This window comes from Ruegeria sp. AF8 (assembly GCF_056541825.1).
Window position 1 is genome coordinate 309,535 of the sequence record NZ_JBQFYW010000004.1, and the last position, 20,729, is coordinate 330,263.

Sequence of the window (20,729 nt, forward strand, 5' to 3'; positions counted from 1 at the left end):
ACGGATTGTTCCCCAAAGGCATATAGCTGTGTGATCGAAGGTGACCACAGACAAATGGCATGGTGGGAGGACTATGAGCAAAATTGTTGTGATCGGAGCGGGGCAGGCGGGATCGTCCCTTGTGGCAATGCTGCGCAAACAGGGATTTGACGGCGAAATCACCCTGATCGGCGCCGAACCGGTGCTGCCCTATCAGCGCCCGCCGCTCAGCAAGGCCTATCTTCTGGGCGAAATGGAGCTGGAGCGCCTCTTTCTGCGGCCCGAAAGCTTCTATGAAGAACAGAACATCGCCCTGCGCCTGGGCGCCCGCGTGACCGGCATCGACCCGCAGGCCAAGACTGTGGCGCTGGGGGACGAGGTGATTTCGTATGATCAGCTGGCCCTGACCACCGGCTCCGACCCGCGTCGCCTGCCTGCCGCAATCGGCGGCGATCTGGAGGGCGTGCACGTGGTGCGGGATCTGGCGGATGTGGATGCCATGGCCCCGTCGGTGACCGATGGCAAGCGGGCGCTGATCGTCGGTGGCGGCTACATCGGGCTCGAGGCCGCCGCCGTCTGCGCCAAGCGTGGCGTTCAGGTGACGCTGGTCGAAATGGCCGATCGCATCCTGCAACGCGTCGCCGCGCCTGAAACCAGCGATTATTTCCGCGCACTGCATACCGGCCACGGAGCCGATATCCGCGAGGGGGTAGGGCTGGACCGGCTTGTCGGCACCGGCGGTAAGGTCACCGGCGCGGTGCTGAGCGACGGCACCGAACTGGACGTGGATTTTGTGGTGGTCGGCGTCGGTATCACGCCATCGGTTCAGCTGGCCGAGATGGCGGGGCTGGAGATCGAGAATGGCATCAGGACCGACGCACAGGGCCGCACCTCTGACCCGTCGGTCTGGGCGGCGGGCGATTGTGCCTCGTTTCCCTTCAAGGGGCAGCGCATCCGGCTGGAAAGCGTGCCAAACGCCATCGACCAGGCCGAAGTGGTGGCGCAGAACATGCTGGGCGCGGGAAAGGACTATGTCGCTCAGCCGTGGTTCTGGTCGGATCAGTATGACGTCAAGCTGCAGATCGCGGGGCTGAACAGCGGCTATGATAGGGTGGTGACCCGCGAGGGCGAGGGGCTGACGACCTCGTTCTGGTATTATCGCGACGGTCGGCTTGTGGCGGTCGACGCAATGAACGACCCGCGCGCCTATATGGTGGGCAAGCGCCTGATTGAAATGGGTAAGAACGCCGATCCGGCGGTGGTGGCGAACCCGGAGGTCGACCTGAAACCACTTTTGAAAGCGTGAGGATCATCGCCGGACAGTTCCGGGGCCGGGCCCTGGCCTCGGTCGGCAGAGGGGATTCGGGGGCGCATCTGCGCCCTACGACAGATCGGGTGCGTGAAAGCTTGTTCAACGTCCTGACCCACCAGGTCGATTTCGACGGCCTGCGCGTGCTTGACCTGTTTGCGGGTACCGGCGCGCTGGGGCTTGAGGCGCTCTCGCGCGGCGCGGCGCATGTGACATTTGTCGACGACGGGAGGGTGGCACAGGGGCTCATCCGCAAGAATATCGACCTGACCCGCTGCGCCGACCGCACCAACCAGATCCGCCGCGACGCCACACGGTTGCCGGAAAACCCCGGCGGTCCCTATGATCTGGTCTTTCTCGACCCGCCCTATGGCAAGGGGTTGGGGCAAAAGGCGCTGGCCGCCGCCGTGGCCGGTGGCTGGGTGGCCGACGGCGCGCTGGTGGCGTGGGAGGAGAACACTCCGATGACCGCACCTGACGGGTTCGACTTACACAACGCGCGGAAATATGGCGACACCCATATCACGCTGATGTGGAAAAACTGACGGCTTCACGGGTGAACTAAGCCGCTTGTGAGCGGCTTCGAAACCGCTTGAACAAGGCTTGTCGAAAGGCCTTGCCGCGTCGGACCTGACTGTTGGGCTGTCAGGGCATTCGTGCTAGAATGAAGCCATGGACCACGCCTTGACCGCCCCGTTCTGGGCACTCAATCAGGATGCAGAGACAACTCAGGGACCCGAGCGTAAACCGCTCCGCTCGTCCGTGTTCATCCACGATGCCGTCACGCCCTGGGGTCGCGAAACCGTACTATTGGCGTTGTTGCGCGAGCAGGCGCGGGATCAGGACGAATAGGTCGGGTGAAACTTGCCGCCCGGTGACAGGGTGAAAATCTCGACCCCGTTTGCGGTTACACCCACCGAATGCTCGAACTGCGCGGACAGCGACTTGTCGCGGGTCACGGCGGTCCAGTCATCGGCCAGTGTCTTGGTTTCCGGACGGCCCAGATTGACCATCGGCTCGATGGTAAAGAACATACCCTCTTCCAGCTTCGCACCGGTGCCCGGGCGGCCGTAATGCAGCACGTTCGGCGGCGCGTGGAACACCCGGCCCAGCCCGTGGCCGCAGAAATCGCGCACGACACTCATACGGTGCGCCTCGACATAGGACTGGATCGCATGGCCGATATCGCCAAAGGTATTGCCGGGCCTGACCGCCTCGATCCCCTTGAACAGTGCGTCGTGGGTCACCTGGATCAGACGCTCGGCCTTGCGCGGCAGTTTGCCTGCCACATACATGCGCGAGGTATCACCGAACCAGCCATCGACGATGACAGTCACGTCGATATTCAGGATATCGCCATCCTTCAGCTTCTTGTCACCGGGAATGCCGTGACAGACCACGTGATTGACCGAAATGCAACTTGCGTGCTGATAACCCTTGTATCCGATGGTGGCCGATTTTGCGCCCAAGTTCTCGACCATCTCGGTAATGATCCGGTCGATCTCGCCGGTGGTCTGACCGGGAAAGACATGCTCCGCGATATCGTCCAGAATTCTGGCCGCAACCGCCCCTGCCACGTGCATGCCGGCAAAGTCGGACGTCTCATAGATGCGGATGCCATCCTTGGTCAGGCGGCCACGATGTTCCTTCATCGGTGCGGGGCTCCAAAAGTTTCGCGCAGCATTCCTTTTACGCTGCTTGTGCAGAAAGTACCAGAGGGCGCGGAGTCGCATTGTTTCATGCAATATGGCGTTTGACGCACAGGTTACAATCCGCGTTCCCGCGCGAGGTGGGTTTCAATTTCACAAAATGACCGACTAGACAGACCTGTGCCAAGGTGCCCGGTACATGGCGCAAAAACCGGTGCCCGGATCGGAGCGCATGTGACCGGTGTGCGATCTGACAGCGGCGGCGGGTTCGAGTTGGACGTTTCGGGTCAGCCCGCGCTTCGCGCCAGACATCTGGTGATCTCGACCGGCGCCTATCAGAAACCGCATCTGCCGCCGGGGGCCGATACGCTTCCTGCACAGGTGGCGGCGATGGATGTCACCGGATATCGCAACGTCTCGGCCCTTCCTCCGGGCGATGTCCTGATCATCGGCCGCGGTCAGACAGTGTGCCAACTGGCCGAGGAACTGAGTGATGCCGGCCGCAAGGTCGTTGTCGCCTGCGGGCGGGCGCCCTGGGCGCCGCGCCGGATTGATGGTCGCGATCTGCTATGGTGGCATCTGGAATCCGGGTTCCTCGATACCGCGGCGGCAACGTTGCCGCCCTAGGCCAGGCTGTTTGCCAATGTTCTGGCATCCGGACATAACGGCGGCCACGACCTGCACTACCGGACCCTTGCGAACAAAAGTATCGCTCTGGTCGGGCGCTTCCTTGGGGCCGAAGGCGGCCATGCCCGTTTCGCGCCCGACCTTGGCGAAAGCGTCGCTTGGGGCGATGCGCGATACCGGCAACTGGCTGCCGTGGCCCGACACCTTTGACGACGCCGGTTTTCCGCTTCAGCTCGATGGTGCAAGCCCTGTCGTGCCGGGGCTCTATTTTGTCGGGTTACATTTCATGCGAAAGCGCTAGTCCGCGTTGCTTTGCGGCGAAGGCGAGGATGCCGCAGTCGTCGCCGCGCAAATCGCAACGCGCTGAGCAGCCGACGCAACACAAAGACGCCCGGCCTGTCCGGTCGGGCATCTTCGGTCAATCCTATCTCGAAGTGCCTAGACTGCGGCCACTTCGCGCCGTTTGAGCGGTTCGGAATTAAAAACCTCTTCGAGGATGATTTCGACCAGGTCGAACTGCGTATGCAGGTTGACGTCCTCGAAATAGATATGGCTCGGCCAGGGCTGCCCGACATGATTGTCTTCGGGCAGATCGACGTTGGCGCAGACGTTGCGGATCGCCGCCACATGCGCCCGCGCCATTTCCCGGGCGTCCGTCTTGGCGGCCGCCAGATCCTCGATGCTGTTGCGGTCGATCTGGGGAGAGCCGACGCCCGAAGTCAGCGGCATGTTCCGGTCGATCGCCTGCCTTTCATAAAACGAGATATCCACGAAATCCGCCGCCAACCGCATGATGAAGACCGGATTCACGCTGACCTTGGCCTCGGTCAGTTCCAGCAATGCCGGATTTTCCGACGGCGAAAGCACCGGGGCTGCCGCTTCGCCGCCCGCCCTGCCGCCGCGACGGCGCGAGCTGCGGTCTTTCTTTTTCGCCAGCGCCACGTGGTCGCCGCGATAGTTGTTGTCGAACACCCGGTCGGCATAGGGCTTGTCGCGCAGCATGTGCCGAATTGCGCGGATCGACATGTTCTTGCAGTTGTCGGGGCCGATGAAGAACGGCGACCCCGAGGCGTCGGATAATTCAATCCAGCCATTTGGGAAGGTTTCGATATGGTGATCCATCCAGGGACCCAGAACCGTATCGCCCAGATGGTCAAGCAGCGCGTTCACCTCCTCAGGGTCATGCACCACATCGGCCAGCAGCGGTTCCTGCCCATAGATGTCGGCGGCCAGGCTGTAGGGCGCGGCGATCTGCAACAGCGGTGGCAATCCGGTCAGTTCCTCATGCACCCGCAGGATATTGGTGATTGCCAGCGGCACGCCGGTGGTGAAATCCGGCGTCGCGAGGTCGCGCCAATTATCCTTGTTGATCAGCATGTCATCGGGATCGGCACCCGGCGGGAACTTGTCGGGATACATCATGGTCTGGCCCAGCGGCTCGCAGGTCCAGGCGTAGAGCGCCCAAGTGATGTAGAACTTGTTCACCCCCATCAGGCGGGTGACCGCCAGATTTGCGCGGACATAACGATACGGGTCCTCGTGATAGTATTCCCGGGTTTCGATCCCGTAGAGGTCGTTCAGAACCGCCAGCGCCAGCATATGCACCGAAGCTACGCAGTTGACGCGGTCCGGCTCGGCCTGGACGGCGAAATTTTCATCGAACTCTCCGGCAATCGCGGCGTCAAAGACCTTTTTCATCTCGGCCCTGGCCTCCGGGTCCTCCGCCTGCCAGCGGCGCAACAGGTCAAGCCCTTTGGGGAATGCGTAATCTTCGATTTTGGTCATGGCGTCGCTCGTGGCTGGACGCTCCGGTAACGGAGCGCGCGGGATTGCGGATCGGCACTCATGCTACTGAGAATTGGATAGATCATATAGACCCGTTTTTGAAATCTACATATACCCATTTATGAGTTGATCAGCCCCACCTGATTGGCCCGGCTTGACAGCTGGTGTGTGACTGGCCTTTGGCCCATCTGGATGAAGGTTTCAGGGGGAGGCGTCGATCGCTTCGTGTCGTAGCGCCCCCTCTATTTTGCGATCAGGATTTGGGCCTCCTGCAAGCTGTAGGAGATCACGCCGTTCAAGAACTCGCTATGAAAGCGCGGATTGAAGCTTTCGCGATAGGGTATTCTTCCATTCCATCGAATGGAGAGCACCTTCAAACCCGGGGATCGAGCACCGGGGCGTAAGGCCTCCTTGACCGCGTTGGAGGATTTTCCCGGTCACCGCGATGCCGACAAGATTGAAGACCGAAACGTTCATTCCAACCAGACCGGAATGCCAATGTGATCTGCTTCACAGACGAAAACTTGACGCTACGTCACAATCTCTCACGTTACCGTGTTGCCGGAGTGAGTCGGATGCCGTTTCTGAAAAAGACCCAACCTACGACGATTTTCTGGGCCGTTTATCGCTCTTTCGAACGCTGCGCCAAGATGCAGAGCCGGGTGAACAGGCTTCATTGAAGGGCGCATAGCCGTACCCCAAAGTCACTTGGTGACCTAACCGGGCGCCATGGATTGCCGGATATTCAGGCAACTCCTGCGACTTCGGTCAGCCGCCGGATTTTTGCTCTGGCTTCCAAGGTTCTCTCCCGACCATTCTGTCCGCCTCGGCAGTGATGTCGTTCATGTGTTTCTCAAGGTTCAGCCGCAGTTCTTCGATTTGATGCTCGGTCGCCTTGCGCGGAACTTCCCCGGTCCATTCCCGGCAGATAAACACACCTTCGTTCCGCCAGGGGCGGGGCATCAGCAACCGGTCCCAGGTGCCGGCTTCGCGCCCGTGGCGGGCGGAATAGGTGATGCCGAAGACCCGCTTTCCAGAGGTGCGCGCCCAGATCAGAGGCACGGTCGACGAGATGCGTTCCGGACCGCGCGGGCCGTCGGCGGCAATGCCAATGGAAATGCCTTCTTTCATTTTGCCCAGTACTTCGCGCGACAGCGCAACGTGGCGCTTGTGACTGGACATGGCGATGGTGTCCATTCCAAACAGCTTCTGGACCCGACCCACCATGGAGCCGGCGCGGGCTGCTGAGGTGATCGAGCAGATGCGCCCTTTGTCGAGCGGGAAGAAATACGGAGATTGCGCCAGCCGCTGGTGCCAAAGCACCACGATGACCGGCTCGCCTTGCGCGGCAAGCTGATCCAGTTCTTCATAGCCGATCCGCTGCCATTTGGTATTGCGGTGAACCATGCGGATATATCCGGCAATGCGCCGGGCCAGCCAGTTCAGCACTGCTTCGCTGTCGGCGATTTTCCTGCGTAAACTCACCTGTCGCGTCCTCCGTTCAGGCCGGGAACGGTTTACCCGACCTGACGCCCGACGCAACTTGTTTGTCCTGCTTGCAAACGGCAAGGAAAGTAAAAAAGCCTCTTGAGTCCGCCGCGCCGCTGGCATATCTGGTTGCCTAGCACAGGGGTATAGCTCAGTTGGTAGAGCGACGGTCTCCAAAACCGTAGGTCGCGGGTTCGAACCCTGCTGCCCCTGCCATTACCTTCAATAACTTAGCTCGTAATCGCCTTGTGCCGCCCAAAGATCTTGCGCGTTTCTCAAGCTTTTCTGAGGATCCGCTTCCAACGTTGCCGGTGACAGAAATTGATCATTGTCTCGGGTAGAGGTAGTGGATTCCACTCGTTTTGCCCTTGCCATGCGCGGGCATGATCAGGGTCACTGTGCAGGACTCATCTAGCGCAAGCCCTTGATGGGCTGTAAGTTTTTGAGATACAAGGGGAATTCATGGTGCTGCCGGAGAGATTTGAACTCTCGACCTCTCCCTTACCAAGGGAGTGCTCTACCCCTGAGCTACGGCAGCGCGGTGAGCGGGTGATTAGACTCAAACGAAACGCGGCGCAAGGGTGTCTGGACGGTTTTTTTCACCTCCTGTAGAGAAAGGTCATGTCAGACAAGAATTCACCCAAGAAACACGGCAAATCCGCTGCCGCGCGCGAAGATCGGCTGAAGGCGGCGCTGAAGGCCAATCTTGCACGGCGCAAGGCACAGGCGCGCGCGCGCACGGCGGCAGAGGACAAGGCCGGTGAGGACAAGGAATAAGAGCAGATGGATTCGATTCTCGTTACGGGCAACGGCCCGCTCAATGGCCAGATTCCCATCGCGGGCGCCAAGAATGCCTGCCTGGCGCTGATGCCGGCGACCTTGCTCAGCGAAGAACCGCTGACGCTGACCAACGCGCCGCGGCTGAGCGACATCAAGACGATGACCCTTTTGCTGCAGTCGCTGGGGGCCGAAGTGTCGCTGCTGCAGGACGGGCAGGTGCTGGCGATGTCGAGCCACGATCTGACCAGCCACACGGCGGATTACGACATCGTGCGCAAGATGCGCGCGTCGAACCTTGTGCTGGGGCCGTTGCTGGCGCGGTTTGGGCAGGCGGTGGTGTCGCTGCCCGGCGGTTGCGCCATCGGCGCGCGGCCAATGGATCTGCATGTCGAGGCGCTCGAGGCGCTGGGGGCGGAAATCGAACTCAAGGACGGCTATTTGCACGCCAGCGCCCCTTCCGGGTTGAAAGGTGCGGTGCATGAGATGCGGTTCGCGTCGGTCGGCGCGACCGAGAATATGGTCATGGCGGCAACACTCGCCAAGGGCACTACGGTGCTGAAGAACGCCGCACGCGAGCCCGAGATCGTCGATCTGGTGCGCTGCCTGCGCAAGATGGGGGCGCAAATTGAGGGTGAGGGTACCTCGACCATCGAGATTCAGGGGGTGGACCGGCTGCACGGGGCAACGCATCAGGTGGTGACCGACCGGATCGAGTTGGGCACCTATATGTTGGCACCGGCGATTTGTGGCGGCGAGGTCGAATTGCTGGGTGGACGGATGGAGCTTGTGGGCTCGTTCGTCGAAAAGCTGGATGCCGCCGGGGTCGCGGTGGAGGAAACCGAAACGGGCCTGAAGGTGGCCCGCAGGAACGGCAGGGTCAATGCCGTCGATGTGGTGACCGAACCGTTCCCGGGCTTTCCGACCGATCTGCAGGCGCAGATGATGGCGCTGATGTGCACTGCCGAAGGGGTTTCGGTTCTGGAAGAGCGCATTTTCGAGAACCGTTTCATGCACGCCCCCGAACTGATGCGCATGGGGGCGCAGATCGACGTGCATGGCGGCACCGCGACAGTGACCGGCGTAGAGGCGCTGAAAGGCGCCCCGGTTATGGCCACCGATCTACGGGCTTCGGTCTCGCTGATTCTGGCGGGCCTGGCTGCCGAGGGGGAAACCGTGGTGAGCCGGGTCTATCATCTGGATCGCGGATATGAACATGTGGTGCGCAAGCTGGAAGGCGTGGGCGCGCGGATAGAACGGATCAAGGGCCAATGACAGACGCAACTTTCGAAGAGGGCCGCGAAGCCCCGCTGAACCTGGGGGCCGAGGATGCCGATGACCTGCAGGTGATCGCCACGCTGACGCAGGATGCGGTGTTTCCGGTGACCGAATTGTCGTGGCGTCCCGCCGAGCGGCGCTTTGCCCTGCTGCTCAACCGGTTCCGCTGGGAAGACCGCGACGCGGCGGAACGGCGCGGGCGGGGGTTCGAGCGGGTTCAGTCGCTGCTGGTGTTCGATTCGGTGATGTCGGTGGCAAGCCAGGGGATCGACCGGTCGGATAAGGACACGATCCTGTCGCTGTTGTCCGTCGAGTTCGAGCCGTCAGAGGACGAAGCCGGGCAGATCCTGCTGATGCTGGCGGGCGACGGCGCGATCCGGCTGAACGTTGAAGCCGTCGAAGCCCGGTTGCGGGATGTTACCCGGCCGTATCGCGCCCCGTCCGGGCAAGCCCCGCACCACCCGGAATAGTGCAGAACAAGCGCGGCATATCGCAGGCGATTTCCAGCCCCGCTGCGGGCATCGCATTGCGCCGCGCCACGGTTTTCGACGTATTCGACATCAGCCGGATTGTAGTGCAATCCATCACCCGGCTGTGCCGTGCCGATCACGGGGATGACCCCGGCGCTTTGGCTGAGTGGACTGCTGGAAAGACCCCGCAGGATATTCGGAAGTGGCTCGACGGGGATCACGAAATCTGGCTTGCGGAACGCGCCGGGCAACCCTGCGGAGTCGGAGCGGTTTCACCTGAAGGGGAAGTTTCGCTGCTCTATGTTTCGCCCGAGGTTGTGGGGCATGGAATTGGTGCGGCCCTTTTGGACAGGCTTGAGGATCGGCTGCGCGCAGCCGGTCACAGGAACGGATTTCTGGTCGGCACCACTACGGCCCGCGCATTTTATGAAAGCCGGGGTTGGCGCGGGGGCGAATTGGCGCAGCACGGCCCGGCGGGCTCCTGCCGGAGAATGACCAAGCGGCTCTAGCGGCGCCGAACTGGCACAGATCGCTGCACGTGCCTGTCAGAGGCTTGAGGCCGCCGCGCGCGGGCGATATGTCCCGTGCAAACGCCCGGAGGTTCAGCCATGCCCGTATTCCTTGATACCACATCGCCCGATTTCGAGACCGCCTTTTTGACGCTGCTGGCCGCCAAGCGCGAAGACAGCCCGGATGTGGACGAGGTGGTCGCCGCGATCATCGCGGATGTGCGGGCGCGGGGCGATGCGGCGGTGATCGAGCTGACCGAGCGGTTCGACCGCATCGCGCTGACGCCTGAAAGCCTGCGGTTTTCCCCGGAAGAGATTGCGCAGGCGACCGCGCAGGTCCCGGCAGAGGATCGGGCGGCGCTGGAACTGGCGGCCGAGCGCATCCGCGCCTATCATGAACGGCAGATGCCGCAGGATGAGGAATGGACCGACGCGGCGGGCGCGACGCTGGGCTGGCGCTGGTCGGCAGTGTCGGCGGCGGGACTTTACGTGCCCGGCGGGCTGGCCTCTTACCCGTCCTCGGTGCTGATGAACGCGATCCCGGCCAAGGTGGCGGGGGTCGGACGGCTGGCGATCTCGGTGCCGACGCCGGATGGGCAGGTGAACCCGCTGGTGCTTTTGGCGGCGCAAATTTCCGGGGTGGACGAAATCTACCGCATCGGCGGGGCGCAGGCGATTGCGGCATTGGCCTATGGGACCGACGCGATCAGGCCGGTCGACAAGATCACCGGACCCGGCAACGCCTTTGTCGCTGCCGCCAAGCGCCGAGTCTTTGGCAAGGTCGGCATCGACATGATCGCGGGGCCGTCCGAGATTCTGGTGATCGCGGACAAGGACAACGACCCCGACTGGATCGCCCTGGATCTTCTGAGCCAGGCCGAACATGACGAAAGCGCGCAATCGATCCTGATCACAGACGATGCCAGTTTCGGTCAGGCCGTGGTGGATGCGGTCGAAAAGCGCCTGGAGACGCTCGAACGCCGGGCCATCGCCGCAGCAAGCTGGCGGGATTTCGGCGCGGTGATCACCGTGCGCAACCTGGAGGAGGCCGCGGAACTGTCCAACCGGGTGGCGCCCGAACATCTGGAACTGTGCGTCGCCGACCCCGAGGCGCTGAGCCAAAAGACCGTTCATGCCGGCGCGATCTTTCTGGGGCAATATACGCCCGAGGCCATCGGCGACTATGTCGGTGGCCCCAACCACGTCCTGCCAACGGCCCGGTCGGCGCGGTTTTCCTCGGGGCTGTCGGTGATGGAATTCCTCAAGCGCACCACCATCAGCAAAATGTCCCCTGACGCCTTGCGCGCCATCGGCCCGGCGGGAGAACGGCTGGCCGTGTCCGAAAGCCTGGAGGCGCATGGATTGTCGGTGCGGGCGCGGTTGAATCGCCTGAACAGCTAGGCCGGGCAACCGATTGGCTTAGCGGCCTCTAGGTGCGTGTCGGTCAAATTTGCGGGAACAGCGGGGCGACATTCAGTTGCTCCTTATTTCACGTTGTTGTACCCCTGCCGGAACGCAGTTTCGCCCGAGTGCCAAAAGTATGAGTCACATCAGCCATATCGAACTGGATGATCGCAACCTTCCGCCGCCCACGCCGGAAATCGAGCAGGAGCGCAAGGTGGCGATCTTCGATCTGCTGGAGGAAAACAGCTTTGACCTGCCCCGGCGGGATGATCGGGCGATCCCGGATGGCCCCTATCGTGTGCAGTTGTCCATCCGCGACAAGCGTCTGGTGTTTGACATCGAGACCGAGGACAATCTGAAGGCTGCCGAGTTCCACCTGTCGCTGGGGCCGTTCCGACAGGTGGTCAAGGATTACTTCCAGATCTGCGAAAGCTATTTCAACGCGGTCAAGACACTGCCGCCCAGCCAGATCGAAACCATCGACATGGCCCGGCGCGGCATCCACAACGAGGGCAGCCGCGTGTTGCAGGAACGGTTGGAGGGCAAGGCCGAGATCGACACCGATACGGCACGCCGCCTGTTCACGCTGATCTGCGTGCTGCATTTCGGGGGCTGACACGTGAGGCCGCTGCCGCAGTCGGTGCTGTTCTGTTGCGACCACAACTCGGTCCGCTCGCCGATGGCCGAAGGCATCATGAAAAAGTTCTATGGCACCGGCACCTATGTCCAGTCCGCCGGCGTTCATAACGATCTGGAAATCGACGGCTTCTGCATTGCTGTCTGTCAGGAGATCGACGTAGAGCTCTCACGCCACCGCTCGCGCTCGTTCGACGAGATGGAGCAATGGGGTGACGACCTCAGTTCGTTCGACTTGGTCATCGCATTGTCACCGGCCAGCCAGAGAAAGGCGCTGGAACTGACGCGATTTTTTCACCTCGATGTCGATTATTGGCCAATAATGGACCCTACCGGGCTCGGCGAAACGCGGGAATCGAAGTTACATCACTATCGACAGACCCGCGATCAGATCATCCAGCATCTGAAGGATCGTTGGGGCGAGCCCAGGGAGATATCATGAACGACACCGTCAAGCGCTATTTCGACGCCTTCAACGCCGGAGATGTGGATGGCATGCTGGCCTGCCTGTCCGAGGATGTGGCCCATCACGTGAACGAAGGTCATATCCGCGTGGGCCGCGAGAAATTCGCCGCGTTTTGCGACCATATGAACCGCTGCTATCGGGAAAACCTGACCGATATGGTGATATTCGATGCCGAGGGTGGCACCCGTGCGGCAGCGGAATTCGTCGTCAACGGCACCTATCTGGAAACCGACGAGGGCCTGCCGGAGGCGCACGGTCAGACCTATCGCCTGCCCGCCGGGTCGTTCTTTGACCTGCGGGACGGCAAAATCACCCGCGTCACCACGTTCTACAACCTCGCCGACTGGGTAAAGCAGGTTTCGAATGGCTAGGGTGACAGATGTCCGGGCTCTGACCGGCCCGGCGCTCGAGGCCGCGCTCGACGACGTGGCCCGCCTGCGGATCGCGGTGTTCCGCGCCTGGCCCTATCTCTATGACGGCGATCTGGCTTACGAGCGGGACTACCTGCGCGCCTATGCCGAAAGCGACGGCGCCATCGTTGTTGGCGCGTTTGACAGTGACAAGCTGGTCGGGGCCTCGACCGGCATGCCGCTGGCCGATCATGCCGATGATTTCGGCGCGGCCTTTGCGGGCGCCGGTCTGGATATGGGGCAGATCTTCTATTGCGCTGAATCCGTGCTTATGCCGGACTACCGAGGGCAGGGGATCGGCCACCGCTTTTTTGACCTGCGCGAGGCCCATGCCCGCAAGCTGGGCTATGCCAAATGCGCCTTTTGCGGGGTTCAGCGCCCCGCCGACCACCCGATGCGACCGGAAACCTATCGCCCGCTCGATGCGTTCTGGCGCGCGAGGGGTTATGTGCCGCTACCGGGAGCGATTGCCCAGTTTTCGTGGAAGGACTTGGGAGACGAAGGCGAGACACTGAAACCATTGCAGTTCTGGATGCGAGATCTTTGACTTAGGCCACATTGGCCTGCGTACGGTTTCTCCTGTTTCTAGGCGCAGAATTTGCCTACGTCTTAAATTTCTGCCAGTTTGCTTTTGTTTCTAATTCAATGCGGGCTCTGTTTTTCGGGTTCATAAAGGCGAACGTTCCGTTCTCGATGCCTGCGAATGCGATTTTTTGAAAGGCTGACATGATCCGCCCCTCTCAGGAACTTGAATCCATAGTAGGGCGTTGGGTTAGAGCTTATGGCAGGGGCGATGGTGAAATGATATCGAACCTGTTGTCGGACGACCCGGCGCTTTCGTATTTCGGATCCGCCGAAAATGAGACCTGGCACGATGACTCTTTGCGCCGTGGTTTGGCGACCTATATCGGCGATGTCCCAAGATTTGAGTGGAAGCCGCAGACCGTTCGAGGCTTCGAGTGCGGATCGCTGGGTTGGGTCGAATGGGAAGGCGAAGTCCACGCGATCGATTCAGGTCGTGTCGCTTTTATGCGATCTACCGTTATCCTGGCGCTTGAAAAAGGCTTTTGGCGCATTGTGCACGTGCATCACTCGTTGCCAGTAAACAATACCCAGGCATTGGGATATGAAGCGCGCGGTTTCGAAGAATTTCTGGATGCTGCACTTGCCGCGTCATCCGGCCTTGGTCAAAGCGGAATTGCGACGATCATGTTCACCGATATTGCTGATAGCACCATGATTGCCGAAACTCTTGGCGACGCGCTGTGGGCGGCAACGGTCACGCGCCATCTGAAGCTGGTGGAAACACAGATAGAAGCTGGCGGGGGGCATCTTGTAAAATCCCTTGGCGATGGAGTGATGTCCTCCTTTGCGTCGGCTAGGGCGGCGCTTGCCACGGCCACGGCCATTCAGCGCGCCAATGCCTTGGAAACCGACGAGCCGCATCTGCAAATTCGCATCGGTCTGCATACCGGAGAGCTTTTCACATCTGAAGACGATCATTTTGGAACAGTGGTCAATAAGGCCGCACGCATCGCCGCGCTTGCCGCGCCGGGAGATATCCGCGTTTCAGATGCGACGAGGATAATGGTTGGCGGAGCGTCCGATTTCAACTTTGCCGATCAGGTCACAGTCCCGCTCAAGGGGCTTGACGGAGAACATGCCATATTCAACTTGGACTGGAAATCAGAAGGCTGAGTGCAGGTTGTTTTCTACGCGGCACACGGTTTCTTGTCACCAGAACCCTTTGTGCCCCGCCGCTACTTCATCCTCGATTTCCGCGTATGGACCACGGGTTGCAACCGGACGCTGACCAGCCCTGAAAACGGTTTTGCAGGGCAAATCCAATGTCAGATTTTCAGGATTGTCGCCCGTCAATGCCGCCAGCCGTTTTTCGGTCATGCCGTAAACGACGGTGCCGATTCCCGCCCAATAACAGGCCCCCGCGCACATGCAGCACGGCTCAACCGAAGTGTATAGGGTGCAGTTTGCAAGAAATTCAGGATCGTAGCGGCGGCTGGCCTCACGCGCGACGTTCAGTTCGGCGTGTCCAACCCCCTTGTCCCTTGTGTAGCTGTTGCCGCTGCGGATGAGGATTTCGCTGTCTGGACCAACAAGTGTCGCGCCGAAGGGGTGGTTTCCGGCCTCGCGGCTTTGTTTCGCGATCTGGACGGTCTCGCGCAAATGCTGAAGATCGCGTTGTTTCATGTCAGCCTCCTTAATGTCGGGTGCCGCCAGCCCAGATTGCCGCTTGCGATGACAGTATCGGAACCTTCATTCGATGTGCGCCGCTGTCACGGACGGCAAGGCAGAACGGAGCTTATGAAGGTTCCATCGTGGGTGACTCTAGCCCAGGAGCGGCGAGGGCGTCCAATTTCAGCGCAAGGCGACAAAGCAATCCCGCGCACGTGATTGCCCTTGCAAGCTCTGCAAACACTCGGAAATGTGCTATCTTGTCCTTTTCGAGGGGGAATTGCCATGAAAAGATATGTGATTGAACGCGATCTGCCGGGTGTCGGAGGCATGTCAGGCGAGGAACTGGGCGGGGCATCAGCCAAGTCGAACGAGGCGCTGGACAAGATACCGGGGGTGCAGTGGCAGCATTCCTATGTTGCCGGAGACAAGACCTTCTGCATCTATCTGGCGGAAAACGAGGACGCCATTCACAAGCATGCGGAACTCAGCGGGTTTCCCGCCAACAAGATCACCGAGATCGTGACCATTATCGACCCGACCACCGCCCGCTGATCTGGGCTGTACAGCATGTGGTATCCGCGATTAGTGTCGCGCGACATTCGCAATCGGGGACGCCGCCATGAAAATCGCCACCGCCGCCTATCCGCTCGATTGGTTCGACAACTGGGCGCAATACGAGGACAAGCTGGCGCATTGGGTCTCTGATGCGGCCGGGCAGGGTGCCGAGTTGCTGGTCTTTCCCGAATATGGCGCGATGGAGCTTTCGACGCTGGACGGGGTCGATGTGGCCGGCGATCTGGAGAAATCCATTCACGCGGTATCGGACCGGATGGAGGATGCCGCCGCGCTTCATCAAAAACTGGCGCGGGAATTCGGGGTGCATATTCTGGGGGCTTCGGCCCCGGTGAATGCGGGCTTTAACCGCCCCGTCAACCGGGCCGGGTTCTATACCCCGGCGGGCGGGCGCGATCACCAGGACAAGCAGATCATGACCCGGTTCGAGCGCGAGCAGTGGGATATCGCGCCGGGCGGGCCGCTCAAGCTGTTTGACACAGCGCTGGGCAGGATCGGTGTTCTGATCTGCTACGACAGTGAATTCCCGCTTCTGGGCAGGGCTCTGCAGGAGGCCGACCTGATCCTCGTTCCCTCGTGTACCGAGGCGCTGTCGGGTTATTGGCGGGTGCGCATCGGTGCGATGGCGCGCGCGCTGGAAAACCAGTGCGTTGCGGTGATGGCCTCGCTTGTGGGCCGGAACGACTGGTCCGAGGCGGTGGATCTGAACACCGGGGCGGGCGGTGTCTTTGGTCCGCCGGATGTGGGCTTTCCGGAAACCGGCATTCTGGCCGAGGGGGTATTGAACCAGCCAGGCTGGACCTATGCCGAGGTCGATCTTGAGGCGATCGCCCATGTGCGCGCAGATGGCCGGGTGTTGAACCGGACCCACTGGGCCGAGCAGGAACCGCGCGTCTTATCCGTCACAAACTGTGACATCCAGGCAATTCCGCCCTTGAATTAAGGGGAAAATGCGCTCATTTAAGCGCACGTCCCGCGGATTCTGCGGGTGCAACGTAATGATGGAGACAACATGGCCAAGGAAGATACGCTCGAATTTCCCGGTGTCGTGAAGGAACTCCTGCCCAATGCGACGTTTCGGGTCGAGCTGGAAAACGGCCATGAGATCATCGCGCATACGGCAGGCAAGATGCGCAAAAACCGCATCCGCGTTCTGGCCGGCGACAAGGTTCAGGTCGAGATGACCCCCTATGATCTGACCAAAGGTCGGATCAACTACCGCTTCAAGTAACGCCGCCAACATGGCGTTCATCCTCGGATCGGGCAGTCCGCGACGGCTGGACCTGCTGGCTCAGCTTGGCGTGCGGCCCGATGCGGTGCGTCCCCCCGACATCGACGAAACGCCGAAGAAGGGCGAACTGCCAAGGCCCTATTGCGCGCGGATCGCACGCGAAAAGGTGCTGGCAGTGCAGGCCGGCCACGATGACGTCGTTTTGTGTGCCGACACCACCGTGGCGCTGGGCCGCCGCATTCTGGGCAAGCCCGTGGATGCGGGGCAGGCGGCCGAGTTTCTTTATGCGCTCTCGGGCCGCCGCCATCAGGTGATTACCGCCGTCGCCGTCCGGCGCGGCGAGCAGGTACGAGCGCGCGAGGTCGTCAGCCAGGTCAGGGTCAAGCGCTTGTCGGATGAGGAGGTCAACGCCTATCTGGCCAGCGGAGACTGGGAGGGCAAGGCGGGGGCCTATGCCATTCAGGGCCCGGCGGGGGCTTTCATTCCGTGGATCAGCGGCTCGTTCACCGGGATCGTCGGCTTGCCGCTATCCGAGACGGCCGGATTGTTGCAGGCGGCGGGACTGCCGCTGTATCAGGGGGCGTTATGAAGGGTCGCACAATAATTCTGGACCATATCGGCGACCGCGAGGCGGCGGCGCTGATGGTGGATGGCAGGCTGGACGATTTTCTGATCGCAGGCGATGCACCGCCACCCGGCACTATCTATCGCGCCCGCGCCGACCGTCCGGTCAAGGGGCAGGGCGGCATGTTCCTGTCCACCCCCGATGGCCCCGCCTTTCTACGGCAGGTCAAGGGGTTGGCGCCCGGCGCTCAACTGCTTGTGCAGGTCACCGGCTATGCCGAGCCGGGCAAGGCGATCCCGGTCACTGCACGGCCGCTGTTCAAAAGCCGATATGCCATCGTCACACCGGACGCGCCGGGCCTCAACATCTCGCGCAGCATTCGCGACGAAGACGCGCGCGACCGGCTGTTGGAAATCGCCCATGACCAGATGGGCGACAGTGCATTCGGCCTGATATTGCGATCCTGCTGTGCGGACGCCGAGGCGGACGAGATTGCCGAAGACATCGTTGCGATGGCGGGCCTGGCAGACAAGGTTCTGGGTGACGTTGGTGACGGGCCGGAAACCCTTGCCGAAGGCGATGGCCCGCACACCCTTGCCTGGCGGGACTGGACCGATCCGGCCGAAGTGGTGACACGGCCGGGCGGGTTCGAGACCCACGGTGTGCTGGACGCGCTGGACATGGCCCGCGGGATTGCCGAACCGCTTCCCGGCGGCGGGCAGCTGTTCATTCAGCCGACCCGTGCACTGGTGGCAGTGGATGTGAATACTGGGGCGGACACCTCTCCGGCGGCCGGTCAGAAGGCCAATTTCGCCTGCGCCAAAATCCTGCCGCGTGCGCTGCGGGTGCGGGGCCTTGGCGGGCAGGTCACGCTGGATCTGGCGCCGATGCCGAAAAAGGACCGGCGCGGGTTCGAAGCTGCCCTGCGCGCGGCGTTCAAGCAGGACAGCGAGGAAACCACTCTGGCGGGCTGGACCCCGCTGGGCCATTTCGAATTGCAGCGCAAACGTGGACGCATCCCTCTGACGGAGGTGCTGAAGTGAGCTGCCCGATCTGCGGTGACGATACGGTTGCGAAATACCGCCCCTTCTGTTCCAGGCGTTGCGCCGATCTGGATCTGGCCAAGTGGCTGAACGGATCCTATGCCTTACCATCCGAGCGCGAGGACGACCCCGAAGAGAATGGCGAAATCGCCGATTCCCTTTCTGAACGTCCGCATTGAAAAAATGTCAAAAAGCCTCTGGACACCGCCTGTGGCAAGTCATAGAAGGCCTCCACCCAACGGTCGACACCGTTCCCGTGCCCGGGTAGCTCAGGGGTAGAGCAGTGGATTGAAAATCCTCGTGTCGGTGGTTCGATTCCGCCCCCGGGCACCACTAAATCACTGAAATGGTTGGTGAAAATGTGGTAGCTGCGATGCAGTCATCCAGCTATGAATAGTTACGTAGTGTTACGTAGCTGGGCCTGACGACATGGCGAAATCCAAGAGCGCATTCAAAAGCTTCAAGAAGATTCGAAAAGGCTTGGCTATCTTCAAGAATGGCCACAGCAAGTTCTGGACGCTTCGGCTTTGGGATCCGCTGGCTAAGCGTTACGTACAGCGATCAACGAAAGAAACTGTGCGTCTTGAGGCCATTGAGGCCGCGGTAGAGTTCGCCGATAATTTCAAGAGCGGTGGGCACCCTCTCCACGCTGCTAAGAAGTCTACCAGCTTTGAGCACTACGCGAAGCAGTTGATCCAGATGCAAGCTCTGAAGGGCGGGAAGTGGTCCGGGGGTGACGCGAAGCTGTTGAACCGATCAGATGACGGATTGATCGCGTATTTTGGCAAGTGGGATGTGTCGAAGATCAATACCGGCGCTGTTCGGGACTATCTGCTGAAGCTCGACGCCAACCGCGGCAAGCCCTTGGCTGAAAGCACGAAGGCCAAACACACGATCATCATGCGCAAGGTGCTGGCAATCGCGGTTGAGGACGGGGTGTTGAACGTCTTGCCGGTTATGCCCAAGCAGAAGACAGTAGATACGCCCCGGCTGGCCTTCACTGACTCGGAATACAAGAAGTTCATCAGGTCGGCACGTGAGTGCGCAAAGCGGGGTGATGTCGTCCGCGGTGTGAAGGTTAGAGAACATCATGCACGGATGTTTACCTTCATCGTTCACAGCTTCCTTCGCCCCACCGAATCCGAGTTGTTCGGGTTGAAGCACAGGGATGTCCAAGTCAAAGGTCAGCCGCCCCACTTGGAGATGAAAATCGACGGAAAGACCGGCAAACGAACAAGCGTAACTATGCCGATTGCTGTCCCGCTATATCAGGGCATGTTGAACCCATTTGACGAGAATGGCCCTGACAAGAACGCCTATGTCTGGATGCCAGAATACCCAAATCGAACAACTGCGATCAACACAGCTCGGCGGATATTCAACCACATCTTGGAGAATGCTGGGCTGACTGATGATGATCAGAAATTTTCACCCTATTCCTTGCGTCACTACTCCCTGCAAGCCCGGCTGAGAGGGTCAAAGGGCAAGGTGAACATACACACGCTGGCGACGAACGCGGGGACATCGGTTGATCAGCTGGAACGCTTTTACCTCAAGAAGATGGCACCATCGAAAGAGTTGATCGAGAACCTGCAGACTAACGGGGACTAACTGGTTCTTGGGATAGTGAAGAAGTCCAATATCGCCAAGGCGCCAATACCGGATAGTACACCCTCCAAGCTGCGTGTGGGTGCCGGAGGTCAAACATCTTTCCGTTGAGTAGTTGCAGCTTAGGCCTTACTCAGATGGTCAACTGACGTATCGAAATGCAAAAGACGCAGCGATTCAAGAGAGAGGTTCGCAGAAATGTCTATTGATGGTTTTTTGACATTTTTGGGATTCTTGGCAGCCGGTTTTGCTCTGCTTGACGAAGTATCTAAGCTGCGGCTCCTGCTGCACGTGAAGCGGCAAGTTTTGTGGTTTTTGTTTTCGTTCGCCTTGATCGGTGCATTATTACTGCCTGAAGAGCCCTCCAAAAGTGTTCCTAGCTACTACCCTGGCCCCATAGCCAGTTTCGCCAAATGGGCCGATAATTCAGCCAGTGGTGCTGGTGGGGTTGCATTTATCATACTGATTCTTTGGGCATTCGTTGCCGCTTTTCTCTACAAAACGGCTAGGCCAACGACCTCGTCTTTGAACAAGCTGAACATACTAGCAGACAGATTGGCAACACAGGGAAGGTACCTAGAGCTGGTAGAAGTCGTGAAGCCTTACATTCTTTTGATTCATAAGGCATCAAGGCGTGAGCCTCCCCAACTGAACTGGTCCACCGTTATGTTTAGGAAACGGAGGACCAAGAATGGCAAACAAGAGACCGAAGCCGGAAGAGATTAT

27 protein-coding genes and 3 tRNA genes are annotated in these 20,729 nt (G+C 60.4%); 25 read left to right on the forward strand and 5 right to left on the reverse strand.

Annotation, left to right across the window (positions count from 1 at the left end; translation table 11 throughout):
• Positions 1-73 precede the first annotated feature (73 nt).
• From ACR0AO_RS10410 to ACR0AO_RS10420, 3 genes are all read left to right on the forward strand, one after another.
• Positions 74-1,285 (forward strand): NAD(P)/FAD-dependent oxidoreductase, encoded by a 1,212-nt coding sequence (locus ACR0AO_RS10410; protein ID WP_480603105.1) that lies wholly within the window; start codon positions 74-76, stop codon positions 1,283-1,285.
• On the forward strand, positions 1,282-1,833 hold the full coding sequence (rsmD, locus tag ACR0AO_RS10415; protein WP_480603107.1) for a 16S rRNA (guanine(966)-N(2))-methyltransferase RsmD: 552 nt from the start codon (positions 1,282-1,284) through the stop codon (positions 1,831-1,833). The genes ACR0AO_RS10410 and rsmD overlap by 4 nt, the downstream gene beginning before the upstream one ends.
• A 127-nt stretch (positions 1,834-1,960) precedes the next feature.
• Positions 1,961-2,140 (forward strand): hypothetical protein, encoded by a 180-nt coding sequence (locus ACR0AO_RS10420; RefSeq protein ID WP_480603109.1) that lies wholly within the window; start codon positions 1,961-1,963, stop codon positions 2,138-2,140.
• On the opposite strand, the gene map is transcribed toward ACR0AO_RS10420, so the two are convergent.
• Positions 2,128-2,940 (reverse strand): type I methionyl aminopeptidase, encoded by an 813-nt coding sequence (gene map / locus ACR0AO_RS10425; RefSeq protein WP_480603110.1) that lies wholly within the window; start codon positions 2,938-2,940, stop codon positions 2,128-2,130. The genes ACR0AO_RS10420 and map overlap by 13 nt on opposite strands.
• Before the next feature lie 231 nt (positions 2,941-3,171).
• On the opposite strand from map, the gene ACR0AO_RS10430 reads away from it, so the two are divergent.
• Both ACR0AO_RS10430 and ACR0AO_RS10435 read left to right on the forward strand, forming a co-directional pair.
• Positions 3,172-3,564: an NAD(P)-binding domain-containing protein gene (locus tag ACR0AO_RS10430; RefSeq protein WP_480603112.1), complete on the forward strand. Its 393-nt coding sequence runs from the start codon at positions 3,172-3,174 to the stop codon at positions 3,562-3,564.
• A gap of 121 nt (positions 3,565-3,685) precedes the next feature.
• Positions 3,686-3,865 carry a hypothetical protein gene (locus ACR0AO_RS10435; protein WP_480603114.1) on the forward strand — a complete coding sequence of 60 codons (180 nt, stop codon included), beginning with the start codon at positions 3,686-3,688 and terminating at the stop codon, positions 3,863-3,865.
• Between the two features lie 137 nt (positions 3,866-4,002).
• Here ACR0AO_RS10435 and ACR0AO_RS10440 read toward each other — a convergent pair whose 3' ends face one another.
• Together ACR0AO_RS10440 and ACR0AO_RS10445 are read right to left on the reverse strand one after the other, a co-directional pair.
• Positions 4,003-5,349 (reverse strand): uroporphyrinogen decarboxylase family protein, encoded by a 1,347-nt coding sequence (locus ACR0AO_RS10440; RefSeq protein WP_480603116.1) that lies wholly within the window; start codon positions 5,347-5,349, stop codon positions 4,003-4,005.
• A gap of 768 nt (positions 5,350-6,117) precedes the next feature.
• Positions 6,118-6,834: a lysophospholipid acyltransferase family protein gene (locus ACR0AO_RS10445; protein WP_480603118.1), complete on the reverse strand. Its 717-nt coding sequence runs from the start codon at positions 6,832-6,834 to the stop codon at positions 6,118-6,120.
• Between the two features lie 143 nt (positions 6,835-6,977).
• Here ACR0AO_RS10445 and ACR0AO_RS10450 point away from each other — a divergent pair.
• Positions 6,978-7,053, forward strand: a tRNA-Trp gene (locus ACR0AO_RS10450).
• Positions 7,054-7,300: 247 nt separating this feature from the next.
• On the opposite strand, the gene ACR0AO_RS10455 is transcribed toward ACR0AO_RS10450, so the two are convergent.
• Positions 7,301-7,375 (reverse strand) — tRNA-Thr (locus tag ACR0AO_RS10455).
• Between the two features lie 83 nt (positions 7,376-7,458).
• On the opposite strand from ACR0AO_RS10455, the gene ACR0AO_RS10460 reads away from it, so the two are divergent.
• The 10 genes from ACR0AO_RS10460 to ACR0AO_RS10505 all read left to right on the forward strand — a co-directional run bounded on the left by ACR0AO_RS10460 (position 7,459) and on the right by ACR0AO_RS10505 (position 14,485).
• Entirely contained in the window at positions 7,459-7,614 is a 156-nt protein-coding gene (locus ACR0AO_RS10460; protein WP_480603120.1) for a hypothetical protein, read from the forward strand.
• Between the two features lie 6 nt (positions 7,615-7,620).
• Positions 7,621-8,889, forward strand: a complete 1,269-nt coding sequence (gene murA / locus ACR0AO_RS10465; RefSeq protein WP_480603122.1) for a UDP-N-acetylglucosamine 1-carboxyvinyltransferase — start codon at positions 7,621-7,623, stop codon at positions 8,887-8,889.
• Entirely contained in the window at positions 8,886-9,362 is a 477-nt protein-coding gene (locus tag ACR0AO_RS10470) for a DUF2948 family protein (RefSeq protein ID WP_480603124.1), read from the forward strand. Before murA ends, ACR0AO_RS10470 begins: the two co-directional genes overlap by 4 nt.
• Entirely contained in the window at positions 9,362-9,871 is a 510-nt protein-coding gene (locus tag ACR0AO_RS10475) for a GNAT family N-acetyltransferase (protein ID WP_480603125.1), read from the forward strand. The genes ACR0AO_RS10470 and ACR0AO_RS10475 overlap by 1 nt, the downstream gene beginning before the upstream one ends.
• A 99-nt stretch (positions 9,872-9,970) precedes the next feature.
• Positions 9,971-11,272, forward strand: coding sequence for a histidinol dehydrogenase (hisD, locus tag ACR0AO_RS10480; protein ID WP_480603128.1), 1,302 nt, complete (start codon positions 9,971-9,973; stop codon positions 11,270-11,272).
• 139 nt (positions 11,273-11,411) lie between these two features.
• The gene (locus tag ACR0AO_RS10485; protein WP_480603130.1) at positions 11,412-11,891 is read left to right on the forward strand and encodes a UPF0262 family protein; all 480 of its coding nucleotides are present in this window, start codon (positions 11,412-11,414) and stop codon (positions 11,889-11,891) included.
• A gap of 3 nt (positions 11,892-11,894) precedes the next feature.
• Complete coding sequence (locus ACR0AO_RS10490; protein ID WP_480603131.1) at positions 11,895-12,353, forward strand: arsenate-mycothiol transferase ArsC; 459 nt, start codon at positions 11,895-11,897, stop codon at positions 12,351-12,353.
• Positions 12,350-12,748 (forward strand): ketosteroid isomerase-related protein, encoded by a 399-nt coding sequence (locus ACR0AO_RS10495; RefSeq protein WP_480603133.1) that lies wholly within the window; start codon positions 12,350-12,352, stop codon positions 12,746-12,748. The genes ACR0AO_RS10490 and ACR0AO_RS10495 overlap by 4 nt, the downstream gene beginning before the upstream one ends.
• On the forward strand, positions 12,741-13,334 hold the full coding sequence (locus ACR0AO_RS10500; RefSeq protein WP_480603136.1) for a GNAT family N-acetyltransferase: 594 nt from the start codon (positions 12,741-12,743) through the stop codon (positions 13,332-13,334). Before ACR0AO_RS10495 ends, ACR0AO_RS10500 begins: the two co-directional genes overlap by 8 nt.
• 179 nt (positions 13,335-13,513) lie before the next feature.
• Complete coding sequence (locus ACR0AO_RS10505) at positions 13,514-14,485, forward strand: nuclear transport factor 2 family protein (RefSeq protein ID WP_480603138.1); 972 nt, start codon at positions 13,514-13,516, stop codon at positions 14,483-14,485.
• A gap of 36 nt (positions 14,486-14,521) precedes the next feature.
• Here the strand turns inward: ACR0AO_RS10505 and ACR0AO_RS10510 are convergent, their stop codons facing one another.
• Positions 14,522-14,995 (reverse strand): nucleoside deaminase, encoded by a 474-nt coding sequence (locus ACR0AO_RS10510; RefSeq protein ID WP_480603139.1) that lies wholly within the window; start codon positions 14,993-14,995, stop codon positions 14,522-14,524.
• A gap of 270 nt (positions 14,996-15,265) precedes the next feature.
• Here ACR0AO_RS10510 and ACR0AO_RS10515 point away from each other — a divergent pair, with 270 nt between their 5' ends.
• From ACR0AO_RS10515 to ACR0AO_RS10555, 9 genes are all read left to right on the forward strand, one after another.
• Entirely contained in the window at positions 15,266-15,535 is a 270-nt protein-coding gene (locus ACR0AO_RS10515) for a DUF4242 domain-containing protein (RefSeq protein WP_480603141.1), read from the forward strand.
• A gap of 67 nt (positions 15,536-15,602) precedes the next feature.
• Positions 15,603-16,499, forward strand: a complete 897-nt coding sequence (locus ACR0AO_RS10520; protein ID WP_480603143.1) for a carbon-nitrogen hydrolase family protein — start codon at positions 15,603-15,605, stop codon at positions 16,497-16,499.
• Positions 16,500-16,568: 69 nt separating this feature from the next.
• The gene (gene infA / locus ACR0AO_RS10525) at positions 16,569-16,787 is read left to right on the forward strand and encodes a translation initiation factor IF-1 (RefSeq protein ID WP_005978431.1); all 219 of its coding nucleotides are present in this window, start codon (positions 16,569-16,571) and stop codon (positions 16,785-16,787) included.
• Positions 16,788-16,797: 10 nt separating this feature from the next.
• Entirely contained in the window at positions 16,798-17,376 is a 579-nt protein-coding gene (locus ACR0AO_RS10530; protein ID WP_480603146.1) for a Maf family protein, read from the forward strand.
• On the forward strand, positions 17,373-18,395 hold the full coding sequence (locus tag ACR0AO_RS10535; RefSeq protein ID WP_480603148.1) for a ribonuclease E/G: 1,023 nt from the start codon (positions 17,373-17,375) through the stop codon (positions 18,393-18,395). The genes ACR0AO_RS10530 and ACR0AO_RS10535 overlap by 4 nt, the downstream gene beginning before the upstream one ends.
• On the forward strand, positions 18,392-18,574 hold the full coding sequence (locus ACR0AO_RS10540; protein ID WP_480603151.1) for a DNA gyrase inhibitor YacG: 183 nt from the start codon (positions 18,392-18,394) through the stop codon (positions 18,572-18,574). Before ACR0AO_RS10535 ends, ACR0AO_RS10540 begins: the two co-directional genes overlap by 4 nt.
• A 79-nt stretch (positions 18,575-18,653) precedes the next feature.
• Positions 18,654-18,728 (forward strand) — tRNA-Phe (locus tag ACR0AO_RS10545).
• A 96-nt stretch (positions 18,729-18,824) separates the two neighbouring features.
• The gene (locus ACR0AO_RS10550; protein WP_480603154.1) at positions 18,825-20,006 is read left to right on the forward strand and encodes a tyrosine-type recombinase/integrase; all 1,182 of its coding nucleotides are present in this window, start codon (positions 18,825-18,827) and stop codon (positions 20,004-20,006) included.
• A 195-nt stretch (positions 20,007-20,201) separates the two neighbouring features.
• Positions 20,202-20,729 (forward strand): hypothetical protein (locus ACR0AO_RS10555; protein WP_480603156.1); only part of this gene is annotated, 528 nt, incomplete at its 3' end.